The sequence below is a fragment of the Chryseobacterium turcicum genome, from assembly GCF_021010565.1.
GTDB classification, from domain to species: domain Bacteria; phylum Bacteroidota; class Bacteroidia; order Flavobacteriales; family Weeksellaceae; genus Chryseobacterium; species Chryseobacterium turcicum.
On sequence record NZ_JAJNAY010000002.1, the window covers coordinates 343,312 to 366,065 of the forward strand.

At 33.3% G+C, this 22,754-nt stretch carries 20 protein-coding genes; 16 read left to right on the top strand and 4 right to left on the bottom strand.

What is annotated here, in order from left to right; genetic code table 11:
* Positions 1-19: 19 nt before the first annotated feature.
* The 13 genes from LO744_RS16360 to LO744_RS16420 all read left to right on the top strand — a co-directional run bounded on the left by LO744_RS16360 (position 20) and on the right by LO744_RS16420 (position 13,778).
* Entirely contained in the window at positions 20-2,422 is a 2,403-nt protein-coding gene (locus LO744_RS16360; RefSeq protein WP_230671263.1) for an erythromycin esterase family protein, read from the top strand.
* 59 nt (positions 2,423-2,481) lie between these two features.
* The gene (locus tag LO744_RS16365; RefSeq protein WP_230671265.1) at positions 2,482-3,885 is read left to right on the top strand and encodes an MFS transporter; all 1,404 of its coding nucleotides are present in this window, start codon (positions 2,482-2,484) and stop codon (positions 3,883-3,885) included.
* A 138-nt stretch (positions 3,886-4,023) separates the two neighbouring features.
* Positions 4,024-4,899: a pirin family protein gene (locus tag LO744_RS16370; protein WP_230671271.1), complete on the top strand. Its 876-nt coding sequence runs from the start codon at positions 4,024-4,026 to the stop codon at positions 4,897-4,899.
* A gap of 138 nt (positions 4,900-5,037) precedes the next feature.
* Positions 5,038-5,355 carry a GNAT family N-acetyltransferase gene (locus LO744_RS16375; protein WP_230671274.1) on the top strand — a complete coding sequence of 106 codons (318 nt, stop codon included), beginning with the start codon at positions 5,038-5,040 and terminating at the stop codon, positions 5,353-5,355.
* A gap of 75 nt (positions 5,356-5,430) precedes the next feature.
* On the top strand, positions 5,431-6,330 hold the full coding sequence (locus tag LO744_RS16380) for a pirin family protein (protein ID WP_230671276.1): 900 nt from the start codon (positions 5,431-5,433) through the stop codon (positions 6,328-6,330).
* 33 nt (positions 6,331-6,363) lie between these two features.
* Positions 6,364-7,236, top strand: a complete 873-nt coding sequence (gene blaCPS / locus LO744_RS16385; RefSeq protein WP_230671278.1) for a CPS family subclass B3 metallo-beta-lactamase — start codon at positions 6,364-6,366, stop codon at positions 7,234-7,236.
* A 40-nt stretch (positions 7,237-7,276) separates the two neighbouring features.
* A complete protein-coding gene (locus LO744_RS16390; protein ID WP_230671280.1) occupies positions 7,277-7,807 on the top strand; it encodes an NADPH-dependent FMN reductase in 531 nt (176 codons plus the stop codon).
* 168 nt (positions 7,808-7,975) lie between these two features.
* Positions 7,976-8,374: an OsmC family protein gene (locus tag LO744_RS16395; RefSeq protein WP_230671282.1), complete on the top strand. Its 399-nt coding sequence runs from the start codon at positions 7,976-7,978 to the stop codon at positions 8,372-8,374.
* 2 nt (positions 8,375-8,376) lie between these two features.
* The gene (locus LO744_RS16400) at positions 8,377-8,658 is read left to right on the top strand and encodes a GNAT family N-acetyltransferase (protein WP_185114093.1); all 282 of its coding nucleotides are present in this window, start codon (positions 8,377-8,379) and stop codon (positions 8,656-8,658) included.
* A 299-nt stretch (positions 8,659-8,957) separates the two neighbouring features.
* A complete protein-coding gene (locus tag LO744_RS16405; protein ID WP_230671284.1) occupies positions 8,958-10,532 on the top strand; it encodes a sodium:solute symporter in 1,575 nt (524 codons plus the stop codon).
* 26 nt (positions 10,533-10,558) lie between these two features.
* Positions 10,559-11,560 (top strand): WG repeat-containing protein, encoded by a 1,002-nt coding sequence (locus LO744_RS16410; RefSeq protein WP_230671286.1) that lies wholly within the window; start codon positions 10,559-10,561, stop codon positions 11,558-11,560.
* A 351-nt stretch (positions 11,561-11,911) separates the two neighbouring features.
* On the top strand, positions 11,912-12,763 hold the full coding sequence (locus LO744_RS16415) for a transketolase (protein ID WP_230671288.1): 852 nt from the start codon (positions 11,912-11,914) through the stop codon (positions 12,761-12,763).
* Positions 12,764-12,833: 70 nt separating this feature from the next.
* Entirely contained in the window at positions 12,834-13,778 is a 945-nt protein-coding gene (locus tag LO744_RS16420; RefSeq protein WP_230671290.1) for a transketolase family protein, read from the top strand.
* 173 nt (positions 13,779-13,951) lie between these two features.
* Here the strand turns inward: LO744_RS16420 and LO744_RS16425 are convergent, their stop codons facing one another.
* From LO744_RS16425 to LO744_RS16435, 3 genes are all read right to left on the bottom strand, one after another.
* On the bottom strand, positions 13,952-14,341 hold the full coding sequence (locus LO744_RS16425; protein WP_230671292.1) for a hypothetical protein: 390 nt from the start codon (positions 14,339-14,341) through the stop codon (positions 13,952-13,954).
* A 68-nt stretch (positions 14,342-14,409) separates the two neighbouring features.
* The gene (locus LO744_RS16430) at positions 14,410-14,880 is read right to left on the bottom strand and encodes an Lrp/AsnC family transcriptional regulator (protein ID WP_066678756.1); all 471 of its coding nucleotides are present in this window, start codon (positions 14,878-14,880) and stop codon (positions 14,410-14,412) included.
* A 129-nt stretch (positions 14,881-15,009) separates the two neighbouring features.
* Positions 15,010-19,806 carry a translocation/assembly module TamB domain-containing protein gene (locus tag LO744_RS16435; RefSeq protein ID WP_230671294.1) on the bottom strand — a complete coding sequence of 1,599 codons (4,797 nt, stop codon included), beginning with the start codon at positions 19,804-19,806 and terminating at the stop codon, positions 15,010-15,012.
* A 4-nt stretch (positions 19,807-19,810) separates the two neighbouring features.
* Between LO744_RS16435 and tsaD the strand changes: the two genes are divergently transcribed.
* The 3 genes from tsaD (at position 19,811) to LO744_RS16450 (ending at position 22,210) form a co-directional block, all read left to right on the top strand.
* The gene (gene tsaD / locus LO744_RS16440) at positions 19,811-20,827 is read left to right on the top strand and encodes a tRNA (adenosine(37)-N6)-threonylcarbamoyltransferase complex transferase subunit TsaD (RefSeq protein WP_230671296.1); all 1,017 of its coding nucleotides are present in this window, start codon (positions 19,811-19,813) and stop codon (positions 20,825-20,827) included.
* Positions 20,828-21,022: 195 nt separating this feature from the next.
* Positions 21,023-21,433, top strand: a complete 411-nt coding sequence (locus tag LO744_RS16445; RefSeq protein ID WP_230671298.1) for a hypothetical protein — start codon at positions 21,023-21,025, stop codon at positions 21,431-21,433.
* 78 nt (positions 21,434-21,511) lie between these two features.
* On the top strand, positions 21,512-22,210 hold the full coding sequence (locus tag LO744_RS16450; RefSeq protein ID WP_230671300.1) for an RsmE family RNA methyltransferase: 699 nt from the start codon (positions 21,512-21,514) through the stop codon (positions 22,208-22,210).
* Here LO744_RS16450 and LO744_RS16455 read toward each other — a convergent pair.
* Positions 22,203-22,739 (bottom strand): hypothetical protein, encoded by a 537-nt coding sequence (locus LO744_RS16455; protein WP_230671302.1) that lies wholly within the window; start codon positions 22,737-22,739, stop codon positions 22,203-22,205. The two genes, LO744_RS16450 and LO744_RS16455, sit on opposite strands and share 8 nt — an antisense overlap.
* Positions 22,740-22,754: the final 15 nt, after the last annotated feature.

The following is a 22,754-nucleotide window of genomic DNA, read 5'->3' on the forward strand; positions in this document are numbered from 1 at the left end:
ATTTTATAATCAAATTTTTATGAAAAAAAATATTTTAGTTGCAATTTTCATCTTTTTATGTTTTCAGTTAAATGCTCAAAATTTTCAGTCTAAATATATTTTGCTCGGAGAACCCACTCATGGCGACGGTACTGTATTTGATGAGAAAGTAAAAATAATCAAGAAATTACACAAGGAAAATCAATTTAAAACAATCTTATTTGAAGCTGGATTTTATGACAACTATAAAGTTTGGGAGTTGCTAAAAATAGCAAAAGATTTCAGTCTTTACAGTCAAAGTATTTTTCCAATATGGTCTGAAACCAAAGCTTTTCAGGAACTTATAGATTATGTACAAAAAAATCCCGACATGAAGATATTAGGTATCGACTGTCAGGAAGGTGAGATTTTTCAAAATTACTACCTCAATGATTTAAAAGGATTTTTAAAACAGAACAATATTTATTTTACTGAAGATGAATTTCAAATTATTGATAAAACTTTAATTTATAAAGATTTAGAATATTTAAAAAATAATAAAACTGAAATTCAAAAATTACATTCTGTTTGTAATAAGTTTCTTACAGCTTTAGCCTCTATTAAAAATAAAGATTTCAAGGGAAAAGTTATTGAGCAGGCTTTCAAAAGCTCAAAAGCAGAAGTAGATTATATGTTGACCATAATTAATGGTGATAAATTTTCTGTTCAAAACCCACGGGACAAACAAATGGCAGAGAACTTTATTTTTCTTCAGAAAGAATTGAAAAATGAAAAACTACTTCTTTGGGCAGCAAATTATCATATCGCCAATGATTTAAGTACATTCAAAATGTCTGATATCAGCCTTGATTATATAAAAAGGATGCATGTTCAGGAGAAAAACCTTACAGGACATAATGAATCTTCATTAGACCAGAATCTTAAAAACATTAATGAATTAAAAGATGCTGTTTCAATGGGGAAAATCCTTAAAGATTACTATAAAGATGAATTATTTTCTCTAGCATTTACGGCATATTCAGGAAATTATTTGGGACAACACGACACTGTAATGCCAATTTTAACACCTCCTTTAAATAGTTTAGAATCTGATTTATTTTCAAAAAATAGTCCTACCGTTTTAGTTGATTTAAAAGAATATCCGAAAAATGAATTTTACTCTTCTACACTCGGATACTTCCCTATTTTAATGAAGTGGAAAAACGTTTATGATGGCATTTTTTATATCCCGAAAATGCACCCTCCTGAAAAAATTACTTATAAAAAAGCTTTACAAGAAGAATTTAAAACCAAGAACAATTCTAAAATAAAAGGCAAAATAATGAGTTTGGAAAACATTCCAATTTCTTATGCTGATGTTTATTATAAATCAAATAAGAAAAGCGTGGTAGCCAATGAAAATGGAGAATTTTATATTTCAAAATCACCTTCATTAGATGATTACCTAGTATTTTCTGCGATGGGTTACCAAAGTGATTCTATTCAGGTTAAAAACTCAAAATCAGAGAATAATATTTATCTGAAGCCTTCTTCCGAAAAAATAATATCTATTGAGGAAGTTATTTTAAAAGGAAAAAAACTTCTATCTGCGAAAGAAATTTTAGAAAAAGCAAAAGATAATGTAACACAAAATTACATTCAAACTCCTTACAATCAAAAATTTTATGTAAGCGAACAACGATATAATGACAAAGATATTTTAAAATATAATGAAGAAGCATTGATTGAAATATTTTATAAAAATGGATTAAACAGCTCAAACAGTCCTGAAAATAATATTTTTGGTGAAATTTTACAATACAAAAGTCAAACAGAAAATTCTGCAAAAAATAAAGAAAGCGGTATCGGAAACTTGTGGACACAGCTGAATCGTGATATTATTTTAAGTAAAGCCAATGTATTGTACAGAACCTCCTCTTACGATTTAACGGAAAATAAAATAGTTGATTATGATGGAAAAAGAGTCTATAAAATCAGTTTTATCAATAATTCACCCGGAGTTTATTCTACTGGCTATGGTTATCCCGCTCCAGAAAGCTCAACCGGAACAATATATATCGACAGCAAAAATTTTGCAGTCATTCGCTATGAACATTGTATTGTAAGAAAAACACATCAATATAAAAATTCTAAATATCCATCCCAAACCTTTCATAAAATCATTCAGACTTACAAAGAATCTGACGGAAAATACTTTCTTAATTTCTACAAACAGATTGATAAAAGCAATTATCTGAATGAGGGTAAAGTAATCTCAACATTTTACGGAAACTTCTACCTCATGTCTGAAGATATTACACTGAATATCGTTAAAAAATATGCTCAACCGATTATGAAGATTAAAAACGATTTTTCACCAAAAACAAATAATGAATTCTGGGAAAACAATAATTTTTATATAGAAGACAAAGATTATAAATTTGAAAATTGTAACTTTAAATAATTAAAAAATTAAGCTAAAGACTTAAGTTTTAAAACCAAGCTTATACAATTTTAATTACAATGCCCGCACAAACCTCTACCCGACAAACTGTAAAAAAAGTTCTTCCGTTAATATTAGCGACTGCTATTTTTATGCAGATGCTCGATTCTACCATTCTAAATACTTCCCTGCCTTCGATTGCCAGAGATTTAAATGAATCTCCGCTGAATATGCAGAATGCAATTATCAGCTATGTTTTGACATTAGCGGTTTTCATGCCTGCAAGCGGATTTTTGGCAGACCGCTTTGGGACGAGAAGAGTTTTTATCTTTGCATTGGTACTTTTTAGTTTAGGTTCTATATTTTGTGCACTTTCTCAAAACCTTACTCATTTGGTTATTTCACGAGTTATTCAGGGAGTTGGTGGAAGCTTGATGACGCCTGTTGGAAAATTAGCTTTAATTAAAACTTTTAATCGAAACGAATTACTCAAAGCAATGAATTTCGCCATCGTTCCCGCTTTGATTGGTCCAGTTCTCGGTCCTTTGGTGGGTGGATATATGGTAGACTATCTTTCATGGCACTGGATTTTTCTCATCAATATTCCCATTGGAATTTTAGGAATTGTTTTAGGCTTAAAATACATGCCCAATTATAATTCAAGAGATACTGATTTCGATTTAAAAGGATTTTTAATTTTTGCAGCAGCTTCACTTTTACTTTCTGTTTCTCTCGAGCTTTTCGGAGACATGCAAAATATCACACCGGTATTGATTGTTTTCATTTTAGGATTTTTATTTCTTTACTATTATTACCGTCATGCAAAAAGGGGCAACAATCCTATTTTTCCTTTAAGTTTATTTCAGGTTCGAACCTTCAGGGTTGGGATTATAGGAAATCTTGCCACACGATTAGGAATCAGCTCGGTTCCACTATTGCTTCCTTTAATGATTCAGATTGCATACGGTCAATCGGCCGTAATTTCAGGCTGGATAATTGCACCAATGGCATTAACAGCGATGTTTGGAAAATCGTCGGTCATTAAAATTTTAAATAAATACGGTTACAAACGAACTTTAATGGTGAATACATTTATCATCGGAATATTAATTTGTTGCCTTGCCATTCCGGATATTCACAGTTCCATATTTTGGTTTGTTCCAGTGATTGCTATTTTAGGATTTTTCAATTCAATCCAATTTACATCGATGAATACCATTTCTATTGCAGATTTACGAAACTTTCATACCAGTAGTGGAAATTCTTTAATTTCTGTTAATCAACAGTTAGCCATCGGATTCGGGATTGCTTTTGGTTTAATTGTCTTAAAAATCTACGAAAACAACCCTGAATTAATCAAACACGAAACCCACAACGCATTCCGTTACACGTTTCTTACCGTAGGAATTCTAACAATTCTATCAAGCTTAGTCTTCAGAAGATTACACACCTCTGATGGCAGAAACATGAAATCTGAAGAATAAACCCTAAACTTGTCACACTCTAAAACTCTCAAACACTAAAGCCCTCCAACTGTAAAACTATAAAATCCGAAATTACCACACATCAATGTAATTCTCTTCCCACTGTTCTAAATTTGTTTAAAATTAAAAACATCTATTATGACAACAAAAAAAGTAGAAATAGTAATTCCTCCAAAGCCTGCTCATTTTGTAGGTGATGGTTTCAGAGTACACAATTTTATTCCGGGAGCTCATCATTTAGATATGAAAAGAATGGATCCGTTTATCATGCTCGATTACAATTCTAAATTTCATTTCAATGGTTCAGAAACACCTCGTGGAGTCGGCGTACACCCGCACAGAGGTTTTGAAACAGTTACGATTGCTTACCAAGGAAAAGTAGAACATCACGACAGCGCAGGAGGTGGTGGTATTATTGGTGAAGGCGACATACAATGGATGACAGCAGCAAGCGGAGTTTTACATAAAGAGTATCACGAAAAAGAATGGTCAAAAAACGGAGGTATTTTCCAGATGGTACAGCTTTGGGTAAATCTTCCCGCAAAAGATAAAATGAGCAAGCCAAAATATCAGGCGATTAAAAACTCAGAAATAAAAAGAGCAGAGTTAGGTGAAAACGGATTTGTGGAAATTATTGCTGGAGAATTTCAGAATATAAAAGGTTCTGCATCTACATTCAGTCCGGTTAATTTGATGAATGCCAAATTAAAATCAGGTGGAAAAGCAGAATTTAATTTTCCTGCTAATTTTAATACCGCAGCATTGGTTATTGAAGGAAACATCTTAGTGAATGGTGAAGAAAAAGTAAAAACTGACCATTTAGTTTTGTTTAAAAATGAAGGCGAAACTTTCACCATCGAAGCAACGGAAGATTCTGTCGTATTAATTCTCAGCGGAGAGCCATTAAATGAGCCTATTTTCCCTCATGGTCCTTTTGTAATGAATAGCAGAGAGGAAATTATGCAGGCTTTTGAAGATTTCAATACCGGAAAATTCGGGTATTTGGAAGATTAATTTTAATAAAATCATATTCATAAAAATTAGAATAGTGTTTGTCATTCCGTAGGAATCTAGCCTTATTTTTAAATATTAAGATACATTCAGGATGACAAACATTATTTTCTTTTATAAAACTTAAAAAATATAAACATCATGAAACCAGAATTTGAAAACATTCCATTAGTAAAAAACGAAGATAAAAAAAGATTTGAAATCGAAGTAAACGGTCATTTTGCCTTTATTGATTACAAAGAAACAAGTCATCAAATCGCTCTTATTCATACCGAAGCCGAACCTGAATTGGCAGGAACCGGAGCGGCAGCGGCAGTGGTTGAAAAAACATTAATCTACATTGAAGAAAGTGGTAAAAAGTTGCTTCCATTTTGTCCGTATGTTTTTGCGTTTATTAAAAAAAATCCAGACTGGAAACGTATTGTAGACCAAAGATTTGAAGGGTACGACAAACTTTAATTTTTATTAATTCGCCTTAAATGGCAGAAATTTTAACTAAATTAGCTTTACACAAAAACTAAAATCACAATATTCATGTCAAATATCGGACTTATAATAGAAGAAAAATCCGCAGATATCGGAAATTTTTTAGTGGGAAGACTATTACCCTTCCGTGAAAAAAGAGCGGTTGGTCCTTTCGTTTTTATCGATCACATGGGGCCTGCAGAATTAAAAGATTATCAGAATCTTGATGTTCCGCCACATCCTCATATTGGTCTTTCTACGTTAACTTATCTTTTAGAAGGATCTATTTTTCACAGAGACAGCATTGGAAGTGCTCTTGAAATAAAACCAGGCGCTATAAACTGGATGACGGCAGGAAAAGGCGTAGTACACTCAGAAAGAACACCTGAATATTTAAGAAATACCGATAAAAAACTCCACGGATTTCAAATTTGGGTAGGTCTTCCAAAACATTTGGAGCAAAGCGAACCTACTTTTCATCATATTGAAGCTGATGAACTTCCTGTTTGGGAAGATGGTGATATTCAATATAAATTAATTGCTGGCGAGGCTTTCGATAAAAAATCTCCCGTTCCGGTTCACAGTAAATTATTTTTTATTGAAATTAAAACTAAAACCGCACAGAAAATCAGCATTGGAAAAGATCTTTACGGAGAAGCTGCGATGTATGTTTTAGACGGAACAGTAAATATTGAAGATAATTCTTACGGTTCAAAACAATTGCTGATTGCCAAAAACACAAAACTTTGTGAGTTTGAAATGAGCGAAAACGGAACTGTTTATCTTTTCGGAGGCGAACCTTTTGATGAAGAACGTTTCATTTTCTGGAATTTTGTAAACTCAGACAAAGAATTAATTGACAAAGCAAAAGTAAACTGGAATGACCAGAACCATGATGCTTTTCCTTTGGTTCCAGGAGATGAAGAGGAATATGTTCCGCTTCCTAAAGCCATTTTAAATAGAAAATAAAAACAAAATTTTATAAACAGTGCGATTTTACAGATGAAAAACCTGACACTTTTATTTTTATTATGCCTATCTTTTTTTGGAACTGCACAAACTGTAACAGAGCCTAAAAATAATCCGGCAGATTGGTCAAAAGACTATCAACCTTTTAAAATTGTAGGTAATCTGTATTATGTAGGGACTTACGACCTTGCATCTTATCTTATCGTGACCGATAAAGGCAATATTCTTATCAACACAGGTTTGGCAGATTCTTATTCTACCATTAAAAAGAATATAGAAAAGCTAGGTTTTAAGTATAAAGACATTAAAATTCTTACCTTAACGCAGGCTCATTATGATCACATGGGGGCGATGGCTCAGATAAAAAAAGACACCGGTGCTAAACTTTATGTGGATGAAAAAGATGCAGAAGAGCTGAAAAGTGGAGGAAAATCTGACTACGAATTGGGAAAATACGGGGTTACTTTTCAGCCCGTAATCCCTGATTTTCTGTTAAAAGATAAAGCTCAAATAAAATTGGGAAATACGGTCTTAACATTACTTCATCATCCCGGCCACACAAAAGGATCATGCAGTTTCTTATTTGAAACCAAAGAAGGAAACAAAAATTACAAAGTGCTAATTGCCAATTTACCGTCGATTATTATTGACCATAAATTCTCGGATGTAAAGAAATACCCTACCATTCAGAAAGATTATGCACAGACTTTTGAAGCGATGAAAAAAATCAATTTCGATGTATGGGTAGCTTCACACGCAAGTCAGTTTGACCTTCATAAAAAGCGAAAAGAAGGAGATGTTTACAACCCTAAATTATTTATGGATAAAGAAAATTATTTTAAAAGACTTAAAAGTCTTGAGGAAGATTATTTCGAAAAAGTAAAAGAAGATTCAAAGAAAAAATAATCAATTCAGGATACTTTTTTAAAATTTAAAACAAATAAACATGAAAATATTAGCATTTGCAGGAAGCACTTCTTCCACATCCATCAATAGAGAGCTGGTAAAGTTTGTTCTGAAAAACTTTCAGGATGATGAAATTAATTTCATTGATTTAAATGATTATGATATGCCCGCTTTTTCTGTAGATCGAGAAAAAAAAGGATTTCCCGATGAAGCACACAACTTTTTAAAGCAAATTGAAGAATGTGATGTTATCATCTGCTCTTTAGCGGAACATAATCGTTCTTATTCGGCAGCTTTTAAAAATGTATTCGACTGGGCTTCTAGAATCAACGTAAAAGTTTTCCAAAATAAATCAATGTTGTTGATGAGTACTTCTCCGGGAGGTTATGGTGGCGGAAATGTAATGAATACTGCCAAAACTTTTTTCCCACAGTTTGCAGCAGAAGTGAAAGAAACTTTTTCATTGCCTAAATTTTACGAAAATTTCGATTTGGAAAGTGGGGTGATTAATCCTGAAATGCTGAAAGATTTAAATGACAAAATAGAGAGTTTTAAAAATCAAATAATCTAAATTCAATATTTCACCACAATAGTCACATTTTTTTTAAAACACATGAGTTACATTAGTTTTAAGTTTAAAATTTACTGCTAATTGAGAACACATAAGTTTTGAAAATCAAAGATTTTCTAACATCTAACATCTAACATCTAACATCTAACATCTAACATCTAAAAATATATGGCTGTAACTGTAAAAGCAAGTTTAGGCAAAACAAAATATTACACAGAAGTTGTGGCAGGCGAAAATACGCTTATCACTGACGAACCCATCGACAAAGGCGGACAAAATAAGGGGTTTAATCCTTTTGAAATCCTCGCAACCTCTTTGGCAAGCTGTACTGCGGCGACACTTAGAATGTATATTGACCGAAAAGAATGGAACGTTGAAAAAATTGACGTAGAAGTTGAATTGGAAAATTTCCCTTTAACAAAATTGGCAGTTTTTAAAAGAAACATTAGTTTTGAAGGAGAAGACCTAAGCGCAGATCAGCTGAAAAGACTTCATACCATTGCCGACGCTTGTCCCGTGCACAAAATATTAAATAACGAAATAGAAATTCAAACCAAATTTTCTTAATTATGATAGACGTAAAACAAAACAACGACGAAAAACACGGAAGCTTTGAAGCATTGATCGATGGAAGAAGAGCTGGATTAATGACCTATACTTGGGCAGGTGAAGACCGATTCATCATCGATCATACCGAGGTGGAAGAAGCCTACAACGGAAAAGGAGTAGGAAAAGAAATGCTGATAAAAGCGGTAGAATTCGCAAGAGAAAATGGTAAGAAAATCATTCCTCTTTGTCCGTTTGCAAAGGCAACATTCCAGAAAAATGAAGATTTGCGAGATGTTTTATAAAGCTGGATGCTAGATGATGGAAGCTGGAGGTAAAACATCCACAGATTTTGAGATATATCATTGCCACATCATCTACTGAAATAAATAAATTGCCACGAATGCACGAATTTTATTAATCAAAAATTAAATTTGTGCATTCGTGGCATTTTTTCACCAAACAATTGCGTAAAGAATCCGTGTAAATCTGCGAAATCTGTGGGAAACCTTAAACACTATTCTACATCCATCATCCTGCTTCCAACATCCTGCATCTTCACTTCTCAAAAAAAACTATATTTGCTAAAATTTAAATTCTAAACATGAATTCCGGAACTATACTTTTGCTATTTGTTTTTGTTTATTTCATTGGTCTTTTGGTGATTTCCTATTTCACTAGCCGAAACTCTGATAACCAGTCTTTTTTCATCGGAAACAAAAAAAGTAAATGGTGGCTCGTTGCCTTCGGAATGATTGGAACCAGTTTAAGTGGCGTGACCTTTATTTCCGTTCCCGGAACAGTAGGGAAAATGACCGGAAGCGAATATATTTTCGGTGGTTTCGAATATTACATGATGGTGATCGGGTTTTTCATCGGATATTTTATTGTGGCTGCGATATTACTCCCACTCTATTATAAGATGAATCTGACATCGATTTACACCTATTTAGGAAAAAGATTCAATGTAGAAGCACATAAAATTGGTTCTGTATTTTTTATTGTTTCAAGAGCGATTGGTGCAACCGCAAGATTATATTTAGTAGTCAACGTTTTACAGATATTTTTATTGGAAGGGTTAGGTGTTCCGTTTTGGGTAACCGCTTTGGTGCTTCTATTAATGGTGCTTTTATACACTTTTGAAGGTGGTGTAAAAACCATTGTTATTACCGACACCTTGCAGACTTCGTTTATGATCATTAGCTTAATTGCATGTATTGTTTACATTTTATCTAATTTAAATTTATCTTTTGGTGAAGCTTACACCATTTTAGAACAGAAAAATTATACTCATTTCATCAATTTTGATCCCAATTCCAAAACATTTTTCCTGAAAACAATTCTAGGTGGAATTTTCATCACCATTGCGATGACCGGACTGGATCAGGAAATGATGCAGAAAAATATTTCGGTTGATAATCTTCAGAACTCAAAGAAAAACATGCTGACTTTCGCAGGAACTTTGCTTTTTGTAAATCTTGCATTCTTATTTTTAGGAGGTCTACTTTATCTTTTTGCCCTACAAAATGGAGCAGAATATTCTCAAATCACGAATATGGTAGAAGGTAAAGAAGTTGTTTCTAATGTTTTTGGGTTCAAAGATGCTGCAGGAAATATCAAAAATGTAATGGGCGACGATTTATTTCCTTCCCTATCACTTCAAGGGCATTTCCCAATGATTATTTCTGTAATTTTTATTATTGGATTGATTTCCGCTTTATTCCCTTCTGCGGATGGAGCTTTAACGGCGGTTACAAGTTCATATTGTGTGGATCTTTTAAATCTTAATGAAGACAAAAGTAAAACTGAAAAAGAAAAAAAACGCCTGAGAATGAAAGTTCATTTGATTTTCACAGTGGTTTTCTTTGTTTTAATTATGGTTTTCAAAGCAATGAATGATAAATCAATTGTTTATTTGATCATGGAGATTGCAGGTTATACGTACGGACCACTTTTAGGTCTTTTTGCCTTCGGAATTTTCACCAAATTTAAAATCTCAAAAAAATATTCAATTCTTACAGTTACACTTTTAGCCCCGATTTTAACTTACATTATCAACATGTTGGTCACCAATTACACAGATTATAGAATCGGTGTAGAACTGATTATCCTGAATGGATTACTAACTTTTATTGGATTGTGGTTGGTGAAGAATAAAAATTATTTGAAGGTTGTTTAATTATTAATCATTTAAACAACTTAAAGATGTTATTAAATAAAACAAGATTATTAATCACAATAATTACATTATTAGTTGTTACAAGTAAAGTTTCTGCCCAAGATTACATGGCTCAATTTTCTGACAAAATAGATTTTAATATTCTTAATGAAATTATTAAAATGTCAGATGATACAGTTTATGTTAGCAACAAAAATCATTTATCAGAAGATAGCCTTTTCTATTTTTATGATAAAAATGGGAATAAAGCAATTGAAATAGGTTATGAAGTTGCTTATCCCTTTACAGGAAAATCGGCAATTGTTAAAAACAACGGCAATTGGGGGCTTATCAATCGTCTCGGTGAATTTATTTATCAGTCACAATTTCCTGTTCCAATAAAGTTATCTTCTTATGAAAAATATGGAATTTTCGATGATGGAGAAATTTTTGATAATGGTAAAGTTATATATAACTTAAGAAGTGGGACACAACAATCCGGATTCATCAACTGCGCAGAGCCTGTAACTCCCGATTATTTTATTCTCAAAACAAAAACAGGAAAATATAAACTGATTTACCGAAAAGAAGAAAAATCTATTTTTAAAACAGAAATGGATTCAATTATTTCACATAACTTTTTAATGTATAACAACAGACCTAATTTACTCATCTTAAAAAAGAAAGATAAATACGGATTATATCTTTCTGATGGTAATGAGATTTTGAAAATTAAACATGAAAAAATTCAGTTCTTAGGAAAGTATATAATGTTACTTGAAAATAAAGTTTGGAAATACTACTTGTTTGAAAACAACAAGTTAAACTTAATTATTTCTTCAGAATTTCAATGTACTAGTCCTACTTATCAAAGCAATGCTATTGGTGTATATTCAAAAGATAAAAAATACAATATATTAAAAATCAATGGTAAAAATTTATCTCAAGAATTCGATTACATTAGTGTTGAGGGAACTTTTGGAATTAAGAATAATTCTGTAATGATATTTAACTCAAAAGCTGATTTTCATATATTTTATAAACAATAGAAAATAAAATACTTACCAAGTTTCTGTTTAAATATTTTTCATCATTTTTTTTAGTATAATTCAGATACAGAGATGACGGAGCGACGACGGAGAAACCATAGAAGAAAATATTCTATCAAAAAGGCATTATTCTGAGTTTGTTTAATTTTTCAGGTAATATAGTTTTAACTTAGCTTTTAATAATTGGGCTAAGGCTCATTTTTTTTTTTAAAAGTATCACTCATAAAAATTTTGTCAAAGATTTTCAACTTTAACAAAGGGTGCATAAAAATCCGGATTTAATGTCCGGATTTTTACATTTCCATAAGCCGACAAAAAATTGTAAATTTGCATGCAAATAAATCCTAATATATGAGTAAAAGTATTGAAGAGCTGAAATCTCTTACAACACAAATCAGAAGAGACATTTTAAGAATGGTTCACGCTGTAAATTCGGGGCATCCAGGTGGAAGTTTGGGCTGTACTGAGTACTTCACAGCATTGTATGGTAAAGTAATGAACTACAATCTTCCATTCACCATGGAAGGTAAAAATGAAGATCACTTCTATCTTTCAAACGGACATATTTCGCCGGTTTTCTATTCTACTTTAGCTAGATTCGACTTCTTTCCAGTTGACGAGTTGAAAACTTTCAGAAAATTAGATTCAAGATTACAGGGTCACCCAACGACTCACGAAGGTCTGGAAGGAGTAAGAATTGCTTCAGGATCTTTGGGACAAGGGCTTTCTGTAGCTTTAGGTGTTGCACAAGGAAAAAAATTAGACGGTGACCAATCTTTGGTATACTCTCTTCACGGAGACGGAGAATTGCAGGAAGGACAAATCTGGGAAGCTTTGATGTACGCTGCTGCCAACAAAGTAGACAACATTATTTCTACGATTGATTATAACGGACAGCAAATTGACGGAAGCACAGAAAATGTACTTTCTTTAGGAAATCTTCATGCAAAATTAGAATCTTTCGGATGGACAGTTTTGGAAGAGAAAAACGGTAACGACCTTGAAGCGGTAATTGCAATTTTAGAATTAGCAAAAACTGAAACAGGAAAAGGAAAACCAGTGGTAATTATCCTTCATACAGAAATGGGAGCTGGTGTAGACTTTATGATGGGAACTCACGCTTGGCATGGTAAAGCTCCAAATGACGAGCAATTGGATACCGCTTTCAAACAATTGTACCTAGAAGCTCCGGCAGATTATTAGTTATTAGTAATGAATAATTGGTAATAAGTAATTTTTCAATCCTTTAAATTTTTTAATCTTTAAATTAATAATGAAATATACATATACAGAAAAAAAAGATACACGTTCAGGTTTTGGGGCTGGTTTAGCAGAATTGGCTGATAAAAACCCTAATGTTGTTGCATTGTGCGCAGACCTTATCGGTTCTTTGAAAATGGAAAAATTCATCGAAAAAGCTCCTGAAAGATTTTACCAAGTGGGTATCGCAGAAGCTAATATGATGGGTCTTGCTGCAGGTTTGAGTATCACAGGAAAAATTCCTTTTACAGGAACTTTTGCTAACTTTTCTACATCAAGAGTGTATGACCAAATTCGTCAGTCAATCGCATATTCAGATAAAAACGTTAAAATTTGTGCTTCTCACGCAGGTCTTACTTTAGGAGAAGACGGAGCAACGCACCAGGTTTTAGAAGACATCGGGATGATGAAAATGCTTCCTGGGATGACGGTAATTAATCCTTGTGATTACAACCAGACAAAAGCTGCTACCTTGGCAATTGCAGATCACCACGGTCCTGTATATTTAAGATTCGGTAGACCAGCAGTTCCTGTTTTTATTCCGGAAGATATGCCTTTCGAGATTGGAAAAGGTATTCTTTTGCAGGAAGGAACTGATGTAACGATTGTTGCAACAGGTCACCTAGTTTGGGAATCTTTGGTTGCTGCTGAAGAACTTGAAAAAGAAGGTATTTCTTGTGAGGTCATCAACATCCACACCATTAAACCTCTAGATGAGGAAATCATCTTAAAATCTGTTGAAAAAACAGGAAAAATTGTAACTGCTGAAGAGCATAACTACTTAGGTGGTTTAGGAGAATCAGTAGCGGGAATGTTGGCAAGAAAAAGACCTACAAGACAGGAGTTCGTTGCGGTAAACGATACTTTCGGAGAGTCTGCTACACCAGCTGAATTAATGAAAAAATATAAGATTGACGCTGCAGCTGTAAAAGAAGCAGTGAAGAGAATTTTAGCATAATCATTTCAATTGAAATCGAGAAAAGCATCCAAATTTTGGATGCTTTTTTTGTTATGCTAAATCTAAACCATTAAGGTAAATTAAGATTTTAAGATTAGTTAAGTTTAATCATATTGATTTTTATGCTTACCATTTTCTTAAATAATTTTTAATGGTAAAAATAAATTTTTAAATTATCTGAAAAACTTCCACTTTGGGATAATTGCCAACATTCCAAATCCTGTAAAAAGAAAAAGGTTGGTCACATCGGTGTATAAAAAGGTTGACAAATAATAGTTATGCATCAGGAAGTGAAAAATCAATAAGACAGGAAAAGCAAACATCCCTATTTTTTTATAAAAAAACATCAGAACAAGGCTTATCGCCATCAACGTATCGATAGAAAAAATTACATAGAAGTACCATCTCGGTATATTGAGGTATTCATGCTGAAGGTATTCGTCAACGTCTATGCCTAGACCCATAACGGTAAATAGCAGCAGAGAAGCCAGTGCTAAAATAAAACCCCATCCTTTCTTCGGATCTGCATCAAAATAACTGTATTCTTTATATTCCTTTTCCATAGTGCAAAAATAAAGAACTTATGAATGACTTCATAAGTTCTTTGGTATTTATATCGTCTAAAATTTGATTAAATCGAGATTGCGTTGATCAATCTGTTTTTATCGCTTAAGAATTCTTCCATAGAGATCATAGATTCAGTTCTCATTACGTCCTGAATGTCATCAATCTGATAGATGATTCTTTTTGCGTCGTTTGTATTTTTAGCTCTTACCTTACAGAAGATGTTGTATTTTCCTGAGATAACACTCGCTTCTATAACATTTGGAATTGTTCCCAACTCTTTCAAAACCTCTTGCGTACGGTTTGATTTTGTTAAAAGAATTCCGATAAAAGCGGTGAAATGGTAATCTAGTTTACCATAATCAAGATTAAGAGATGATCCTAAAATAATACCTGCATCTTCCATTTTCTTCACTCTTACGTGAATTGTACCCGCAGAAACGTCCATCTGCTTAGCAATTTCTGTAAAAGGCATTCTTGTGTTTTCTACTAAGAAATCAAGAATTTTCTTGTCTATTTCGTCCAGTTGATAGTTCATATATAGTGAAATTATATTTTTCGTAAAAAATCCATAAATTTTTTACAAAATTAAAAAAAATAATTAAACTAAAAAAATAATATCAAACATTAACAATAATTAACACGTATGATAAAAATCATTAAAAATTTACGGGTTTTTGCCACTTGATTTTACAGAATCTGTTTTTATTTCAGTTTCAGAAGGAGGTAACTTTTTGTCTTTTTTCTTCTTTTTGAATAAAGAATTGAAGCTTTTACTCCAAACAATACCTCCACCATACGCTTGATTTGCAGAACCATTCGTACCTACAGTTCCTACACCCATCCCGATGTTCGTTGGTTTAGAATAGCCTCTCAAGACCAATGTACCATCATTTTTCTTAGAAATATCATATTCTACCGACCCTTCACCAGAAAGATAGTTATTGCTCGTGCTTTCTGTCTTAGAAAGTGGAATTCCCAAGCCTGTTTTCACCGTAACTCGTGGTGATAAATCAAAGCTAACCCCTGCATTCGCTCGATCTCCGGCATTAGCAAGCTGATCATTTCCTTTTACGTAATTCAAATCAATTTGAAATTCGTTACTCATAGTATTCAAAACTGAGCCAAGCTGTTTCAAAATCAAATTATAACCGGAAGATTCTGCCACATCGGCAGCATTGAAGGTTAGCCCACTCGAGTTGGTTACATTAAACATATTAAGCAAAAGTATTGAGCTAAACTGTAAAACATTTTCACCTTCCGACTGATTAATTTTTGCGGCTAAAGTCTCTTTTACCTGGCTTGAAACATCAAGAGCAGTAACATTTAATGCAATTTTCGGATCGGTAAGTGTATTGGTAATATGGGTTTGAAGAAGAATACTTATAGGTTGCAGCTGCCCCATATTAAGATAATCCCCTGCATTAGAAACCATTCTTACATAGTTTGCAGTGATATCCAATGAAGGCTTCATCGCATCACCATCCCAACGAATACTACTGTTTTTTTGAATTTGGAAAGTTCTGTTTAAGATTGCTTTAGAGATGAAAGTTCCATTATCTACCAAATACGATCCGTTCATGCCGATATTTCCCTGTCTGTTCATTTGGAACCTCAGATTATTTGCCATTCCTTTCACGGTAATATTTCCCACATCATCACCTACCAGAACGTTTACCGTTGTCCCTTTATCAACATCCAGACTAAAATCGATATTCATATTGGCTCCGCTTCGCTTCTTTTCATCTAAAGTTACCAAACCATCTTTTCCTTCTTTTAAAAACCTCAGCATTTTAAACTCTTCAACATTGGAAGTCGAACTTGAATTGAAAGTAAATGTACTCCCATTTAAAGCTTTCATATTAGGCGTAGAAAGATTTAAAGCAGAAACAGGTCCGTCAACATATAAATCACCTTGTCCGTAAACTCTTCCCCAAAACAAATCGTAATCTTTTTGAGTTGTATTAAGCATCAATAAATTATCGGCTCTCATTACGAGGTTGACTCCCATTGATGATAGCGTCTCAAACTGTATCGCCCCAGAAATCGTTCCCTGAGAATTATTTCGTCCATCATGAACGCCAATATTATTTAAAATCGCTAAACCTTTAGAAAGCGGAATTACGGTATCATCAAATGAATAATCTACTCCCGTAAATAATAATTTTAAGCCAAATTCTTTTAAAGCAATATCACCACTGTAATCTAGATTTTTAAGAGTTCCATTAATTTTTAAATCTCCGGTTGCTTTTCCTCTTAGATTCCCAAAAATCGTTTGTACAAATTGTTGGGTAAAAGCCAAATCAAAATCTCGTAATTCTGTAGTTAAATCTATTGTTGGCGATGGTGTATTGTTATTAACCGTTCCGGTAAGATGCAGATTATTATTTCCAATTACTCCAGCTGAAGCTACTCTTACATCTACATCATAAACATTCAGAGAAAAACCATTTACAGCAGAAATCGTCACATCTCCCATATCATTACCATTCATCATGATATTATCAACGGTAAGATCTACCAATGGCTGCAAAGTGCTTTTATCCATTTTTATTTTCACATTACCATTAGCCAAACCTTTGATATCCATTGGGTTTCCACCCGACTGCATTTCTAAAATCTTTTCTATGGCAAAATTCTGAACTTCGGCATCTACATAAAAATCTTTGGCCGATTTAAAAATAGATTCATTAATCAACAATGAACTTTCATCCGAATAAATTTTCAAATTCTTGACTTCAAAATCAGATGTTTTTCTGCGATAACTTATATAATGATCAAGCTCAGGGCTAGTATCTATCGCCCATTTTACGTTATTCAAATCAACTTCAGTAGGTTCAAATCTAAAGATATAATCACCTTCAGGATTGGTAGACTGGTTAAAATTAATTGCATAATTTTTTAGATTGTCATTCAGCTCGTCTTCCGGATTTCCGTGTTTAAAACTGGTTGCGATTCTTAAAACTGAATTATTATCGTTTTTACCCGTAAGTATTACATCTTTCAGGATATTTTTATTGTATTCTAACCTGCTTATTTTTGCGTAAAGTTGCTGTTCGGTATTTGCGGTGTTAATTCTTACCATCACACTATCAACCATTGCGCTATCTCTTGTAACTACTACTCTATCATCAATTTTATAATCAGGATTAGCTTCTGCCAAAGCACGGTCTGCTTCGGTAATCTCCTCCTTTTTTGTCATGATATATTTTAGAGAAGCGGCATCAAGATTTAAAATTAAATTATTTGAATTTCCATCATATTCTCCTTCCACTTTTGCACCTTGCGGAAGTTTCAAATCAGGCATAAAATAAGCAACCAAACCTTGTTCAACGTCAAAATTCATTGCAAAGGTCTGTCCGCCGTATAATTTTCTAGGCTCGGGTCCTACTAAAATTTTCCCTAAACCATTCTCAACCATTCCTGCCAAATCGGCAAGATTATATTTCCCTGAAATTTTTCCGTTTACAGCGCCCGGTGCATCTACCAAAATAGAACGCTCCCCGCCTTCTACAAAGGTTTTTAATTTAGCATTCGGAATATGATATTTTTGTTCTGCCGTTGCAAAATTCACATTAAAAGCCTCTACATCCAAATTCAAATCATTCAGGGTCGACATCGCCATTTTACCATTTACTCTGCCACTTACAACCTGACTTCCGGCTTTGTCGGTAAAATAATTCATATTAAGATAAGCAACATCAGCGTCTACATTGGCAGAAATTCTTGAGGTACTAAAATCGATTAAACCTTTTACAGTCGCTTTTGCCTGCTCATCATTCACTGTAATCAAACCGTTGTATTTTTTATGATCTAAAAGACCATCCAACACCACATTATTGATTTCTTTATTCATGATTTCGATGCTTGAAATCTGAGATTTCGTACTCAAACGCATCGTATTCACATCAAAGCTTTGCCCGCCTAAATTGAATTTACCCGAAATTAAACCCACCGCTTTACTTTTGGTAATAACGGAAGTATTTAAGTCGTTCACTTCAGCGTATCCTTTATATTTAGGTAAAGCGGAGCTATAATCAGTTAAAGAGAAATTAGAGATTTTTGCCTGCCCGATTCCTGTCATCAGATTTCCTGAAGAAACTAAAACCTGTTTTGGGGTAACTTTTGCAGTTCCATTATATTTTAATTTACCAAAATCGTCTGCAAAGTTTTTCATCTTTGAAGAAACGAAATTGGGCATCATTGCTTTTAAATCTTTGTAAGTAAAATCTGCAGAAAGATCATTGGTTTCGATTAAAAAATTACCTTTCAGTAAATCTTTAGCTTTCAGTTTTTTGGTCGCAATATTTACACTCGGATTTCTGATGAGAAAGTTTTCCAAAGTGAAATTATTCAAAGGCCCCGTCATTTTTCCGCTTGCATTAAACGGAATAAAATTATCCCAATTGGTGACAAAATAAGAGATGTCGTAACCACTTATTTGGCTTCCCAATTTCATATTCATATCCCATTTTACTTTGTTGGTAAAATCTGCCCATGAACCTTTATGTAAATTAAATTTAATGTCTCCCTGAAGAAGAGAATGGTCGGTATTTAAAGTCAAATCTCCCAAAGCTAGAAAATCTTCGGTCATCGAAAAGTCTGTAGAAAAGGTTTCTACAAAATGAGATTTCCCCCATCTTTTGGTGATGAATGTAAAATTATCAATCCGTGCATCGATGTTGACTCCGTTTACTTTTACTTTTGGCGCAATAAGGCTAACGTTAGTTGCCGTTAACCATTTTCCAGGTTCTCCCGGTGAGTTTTGATTAATAATAGAAACTTTAGAATTTAAAATCTCCAGACGTGCATTCAGTTGAAAAGGAGGTTTTTTGGGATCTCTCTTTTTTCCACTGTCAAAAAGTTGTGTAAAACGGATGAAATTTGAAATACTGTCACCTTTATACGTAATAACTTTTATATCAGCATCATTAAGCGTCAACCCGTCAAAACTTAAAGAATTGTGTTTTCCAATGTTGGTGGCTAATGAAAACCAGTCAGAATTGGCTTTAAATTCTCTAACCTTAATAAAGTCTAAATTCTTATAATCTTTTATTTTTAAACCTTTAATGATAACATCTCCAAAAAAATCAACCTCAACACTTTCGGTAGACATTTTGGCCTTAAAATCTCTATTTACGATTTGTAAAGCCTGATCAGCAGCCCATCTTTTGGTAACCGGTAGATTAATAGCAATCAAAACAACAACGATGATAGAAAAGAGTGTCCAGAAAAGAAATAATAATAATTTTGCCCACCAAGAATAGCTCACCACGTCTTTTGCAGCCTGTTTACCAAACTCTTGCGCAGTATCTATCGGATGATTTATAGCGTCTGAGGCCAATTCAGAAGCTTCCTTCACTGTCTCCTGAACATTTTCTACGGTCTTCTGCACCTGATCTCCCAGATTTTCAGCTACCGATTTTTTGTTCTCATTTTCGTTATTATTCTCTAACTTTGCCATTATTATGAGCGACTCTATAATTTTAGGTATCGAATCATCTTGTGATGACACTTCAGCAGCTATTATCAAAGGAAATTCTATTCTTTCAAACATTGCAGCCAATCAGGAAATCCACAAAGAATATGGTGGTGTAGTTCCCGAGCTGGCTTCACGTGCCCATCAGCAGAATATCATTCCTGTTGTTGAAAAATCTATACTTAAAGCAAATATACAACAAAATGCAATTTCTGCCATAGGCTTTACGAGAGGTCCCGGACTTTTGGGTTCTCTTCTTGTAGGAACCTCTTTTGCCAAGTCGCTTGCGATGAGTTTAGATGTTCCTTTAATAGAAGTAAATCACCTTCAGGCGCATATTTTAGCGCATTTCATTGACGATGCAAATCCTATGCCGCCAAACTTTCCGTTTTTGTGCCTTACCGTAAGTGGTGGACACACCATGATTGTCTTGGTAAAAGATTATTTCGACATGGAAGTTATTGGTAAAACGATTGACGATGCAGCCGGCGAAGCTTTTGATAAAATCGGGAAAATTTTCAATTTAGACTATCCTGCAGGCCCTATTATTGACCGATTGGCAAAAGAAGGAAATCCCGATGCGTTTAAATTTAATAAACCTAGATTAGACAACTACGATTACTCTTTCAGCGGTATTAAAACTTCAGTTCTTTATTTTATTCAGAAAGAAGTAAGAAAAAACCCTGATTTCATTAAAGAAAATATGAATGATTTGTGTGCTTCGGTTCAGAAATGCATTATCGAAATTTTAATGAATAAATTAGAAAAAGCAGCGAAAGATTTAGAAATAAAAGAAGTGGCGATTGCCGGTGGAGTTTCTGCCAATTCTGCTTTGAGAAAAGCAATGCAGGATAATCACGAAAAACTGGGGTGGAATATTTACATTCCAAAATTTGAATATACAACCGATAATGCAGCGATGATTGCGATGGTTGCTCAATTGAAGTTCGAAAGTGGAGAATTTACAGATTTACGAACTACGGCAACCTCGAAATACGATTTATAATTTTTTTTTCACCGCAAAAGATACAAAAGAAATTATTGAAAACATTAGAAATTCAAAAGTTTACAAAATGTAACTCCCTTGTTTACTAGCTGTTTTGTAAGCTTTTAAATAGCTGAAATTCACGCAAAATCTTTTGTTTCTTTTGCGGTTAATATCATTCCAATAAAAATAACGACTTAACATAAACATCTACAGATGAAAATACTATTAGAAGAAAAAGTACTGGGAACGCAATCTAAAAAGAACTCAAAATATTATTGGGTTTTGGAAACGATTACCGGAAAAAATGAAGTAAGCGAACAATCTGAAGAGGATGATTATCTAATGGTGAGCTCAGAAATTGGATATATTCAAAATATAAAAGAAGAAATTATTGAAAAAATAAATTCTGAAAATGTTTTTAGCTTTGATTTTGAGCCAAAAGAAGGAGATTATTTATCCATCAAAAATAATTTAAGAAAGAATGAGTATCTGAATATGATTTTCATGAATAACGTTTGGGTTGAGGAAGTTTATATGTGTTCTTACCGTGATTGTGAAGGTGATATTTACTCTACAATAAAAACGGGAGTGGCATTTATAAGTGAAAATGAAATATTCTTCTAAAATATTCTTCTAAAAGATTCTGCAACAGTATCAGGTTGTTTACTTTGTAAAACTTAAGCACATTCTAAATATTTATCTATGAAACTTTTTTTTGGAGAAATCAATAACGGAAAAGCAATCATCAACGATGAAGAGCAGCAGCACATTGTAAAAGTTCTTCGTATGAAAGACGGTGAAGAAATTTATGTGACCGATGGAAAAGGAAATCTTGCTTCCGGAACATTAATTATTGAAGGTAAAAAAGCAGGAATTGAAGTTGTAGAAATTAAAACTGAAACTCCAGATTTTAGCCCGAAACTTCACATTGCAATTGCTCCCACCAAAAATATTGACCGAATAGAATTTTTCGTAGAAAAGGCAGTAGAAATGGGAATTTCTGAGATTACCATTCTTCAAACCGAAAAAACAGAGCGTAAAAATATCAGTATCGATAAAATCAGAAAACAGGCAATTGCTGCATCCAAACAAAGTCTAAGATTCTATTTTCCTGTCATTAATGATTTAACGAAAATTCAGGATTTCCTTAAAAATGTTGATTCTGAAACAACTTTTGTGGCACATTGCAACGAAAGTTTAGGAAGAGTGGCTTTAAATGAAATTCCTAAATTAGAAAATTACACTTTCTTGATTGGTCCTGAAGGTGATTTTTCTGATAAAGAAATTTTGTTTTTAGCCGAAAAAGGAATTAAAGCGGTTTCTTTGGGAAATCAACGCTTGAGAACAGAAACTGCGGGAGCTTTTGTTGCCGCTTGGAATTATAATAAGATGATTAAATAGTTTTTTCTTTAAATCTTTTTATAGGCCAAGTAATTCCCACCTGAAGAGTATTAATCGGAAAATTTTCGGCTTTCAGTAATCTGAAATTATAGCCAACAGTCAATTTCCCTCCACTTCCACCGAATCCCAAATATGGCATCATCCGTGGAATTACTTTTTCAAAATTGGTCTGAAACTGTACTTCAGCACCTAAAGCTATTCCCGCACTTGAACTCACCCCAATTTTAGGAGCCATAAAAAAATCATATCGATTATTAAAAATAAAATCACTGCCTGCGTACAAAACTCTTGCAGCCCCGTGATTTCCTCCGAACTCAGTTATTTTTGCAAAAACAACCTCAATAATATGCATCTGTGATGCCCTGAATGTTTCGGTATTATCTTTTGCGTCACCTGCATAATGATACCCCACTAATATAGCAGGAGTAACTGTAGTTTTTAATGTTCTACGAGAGAGCGTATCAAACTTCAATTGAGAAAATACAGTACCATATAAAAGCAAAAATAAAACAGGAAATAATCTCGTCATAATGATTTAAAATTT

Excerpts from the sequence above, each read along its gene's own strand:
- LO744_RS16360 (WP_230671263.1), top strand. The coding sequence starts at position 20 with ATGAAAAAAAATATTTTAGTTGCAATTTTCATCTTTTTATGTTTTCAG.
- LO744_RS16365 (WP_230671265.1), top strand. The coding sequence starts at position 2,482 with ATGCCCGCACAAACCTCTACCCGACAAACTGTAAAAAAAGTTCTTCCG.
- LO744_RS16370 (WP_230671271.1), top strand. The coding sequence starts at position 4,024 with ATGACAACAAAAAAAGTAGAAATAGTAATTCCTCCAAAGCCTGCTCAT.
- LO744_RS16375 (WP_230671274.1), top strand. The coding sequence starts at position 5,038 with ATGAAACCAGAATTTGAAAACATTCCATTAGTAAAAAACGAAGATAAA.
- LO744_RS16380 (WP_230671276.1), top strand. The coding sequence starts at position 5,431 with ATGTCAAATATCGGACTTATAATAGAAGAAAAATCCGCAGATATCGGA.
- blaCPS (WP_230671278.1), top strand. The coding sequence starts at position 6,364 with ATGAAAAACCTGACACTTTTATTTTTATTATGCCTATCTTTTTTTGGA.
- LO744_RS16390 (WP_230671280.1), top strand. The coding sequence starts at position 7,277 with ATGAAAATATTAGCATTTGCAGGAAGCACTTCTTCCACATCCATCAAT.
- LO744_RS16395 (WP_230671282.1), top strand. The coding sequence starts at position 7,976 with ATGGCTGTAACTGTAAAAGCAAGTTTAGGCAAAACAAAATATTACACA.
- LO744_RS16400 (WP_185114093.1), top strand. The coding sequence starts at position 8,377 with ATGATAGACGTAAAACAAAACAACGACGAAAAACACGGAAGCTTTGAA.
- LO744_RS16405 (WP_230671284.1), top strand. The coding sequence starts at position 8,958 with ATGAATTCCGGAACTATACTTTTGCTATTTGTTTTTGTTTATTTCATT.
- LO744_RS16410 (WP_230671286.1), top strand. The coding sequence starts at position 10,559 with ATGTTATTAAATAAAACAAGATTATTAATCACAATAATTACATTATTA.
- LO744_RS16415 (WP_230671288.1), top strand. The coding sequence starts at position 11,912 with ATGAGTAAAAGTATTGAAGAGCTGAAATCTCTTACAACACAAATCAGA.
- LO744_RS16420 (WP_230671290.1), top strand. The coding sequence starts at position 12,834 with ATGAAATATACATATACAGAAAAAAAAGATACACGTTCAGGTTTTGGG.
- LO744_RS16425 (WP_230671292.1), bottom strand. The coding sequence starts at position 14,341 with ATGGAAAAGGAATATAAAGAATACAGTTATTTTGATGCAGATCCGAAG.
- LO744_RS16430 (WP_066678756.1), bottom strand. The coding sequence starts at position 14,880 with ATGAACTATCAACTGGACGAAATAGACAAGAAAATTCTTGATTTCTTA.
- LO744_RS16435 (WP_230671294.1), bottom strand. The coding sequence starts at position 19,806 with ATGGCAAAGTTAGAGAATAATAACGAAAATGAGAACAAAAAATCGGTA.
- tsaD (WP_230671296.1), top strand. The coding sequence starts at position 19,811 with ATGAGCGACTCTATAATTTTAGGTATCGAATCATCTTGTGATGACACT.
- LO744_RS16445 (WP_230671298.1), top strand. The coding sequence starts at position 21,023 with ATGAAAATACTATTAGAAGAAAAAGTACTGGGAACGCAATCTAAAAAG.
- LO744_RS16450 (WP_230671300.1), top strand. The coding sequence starts at position 21,512 with ATGAAACTTTTTTTTGGAGAAATCAATAACGGAAAAGCAATCATCAAC.
- LO744_RS16455 (WP_230671302.1), bottom strand. The coding sequence starts at position 22,739 with ATGACGAGATTATTTCCTGTTTTATTTTTGCTTTTATATGGTACTGTA.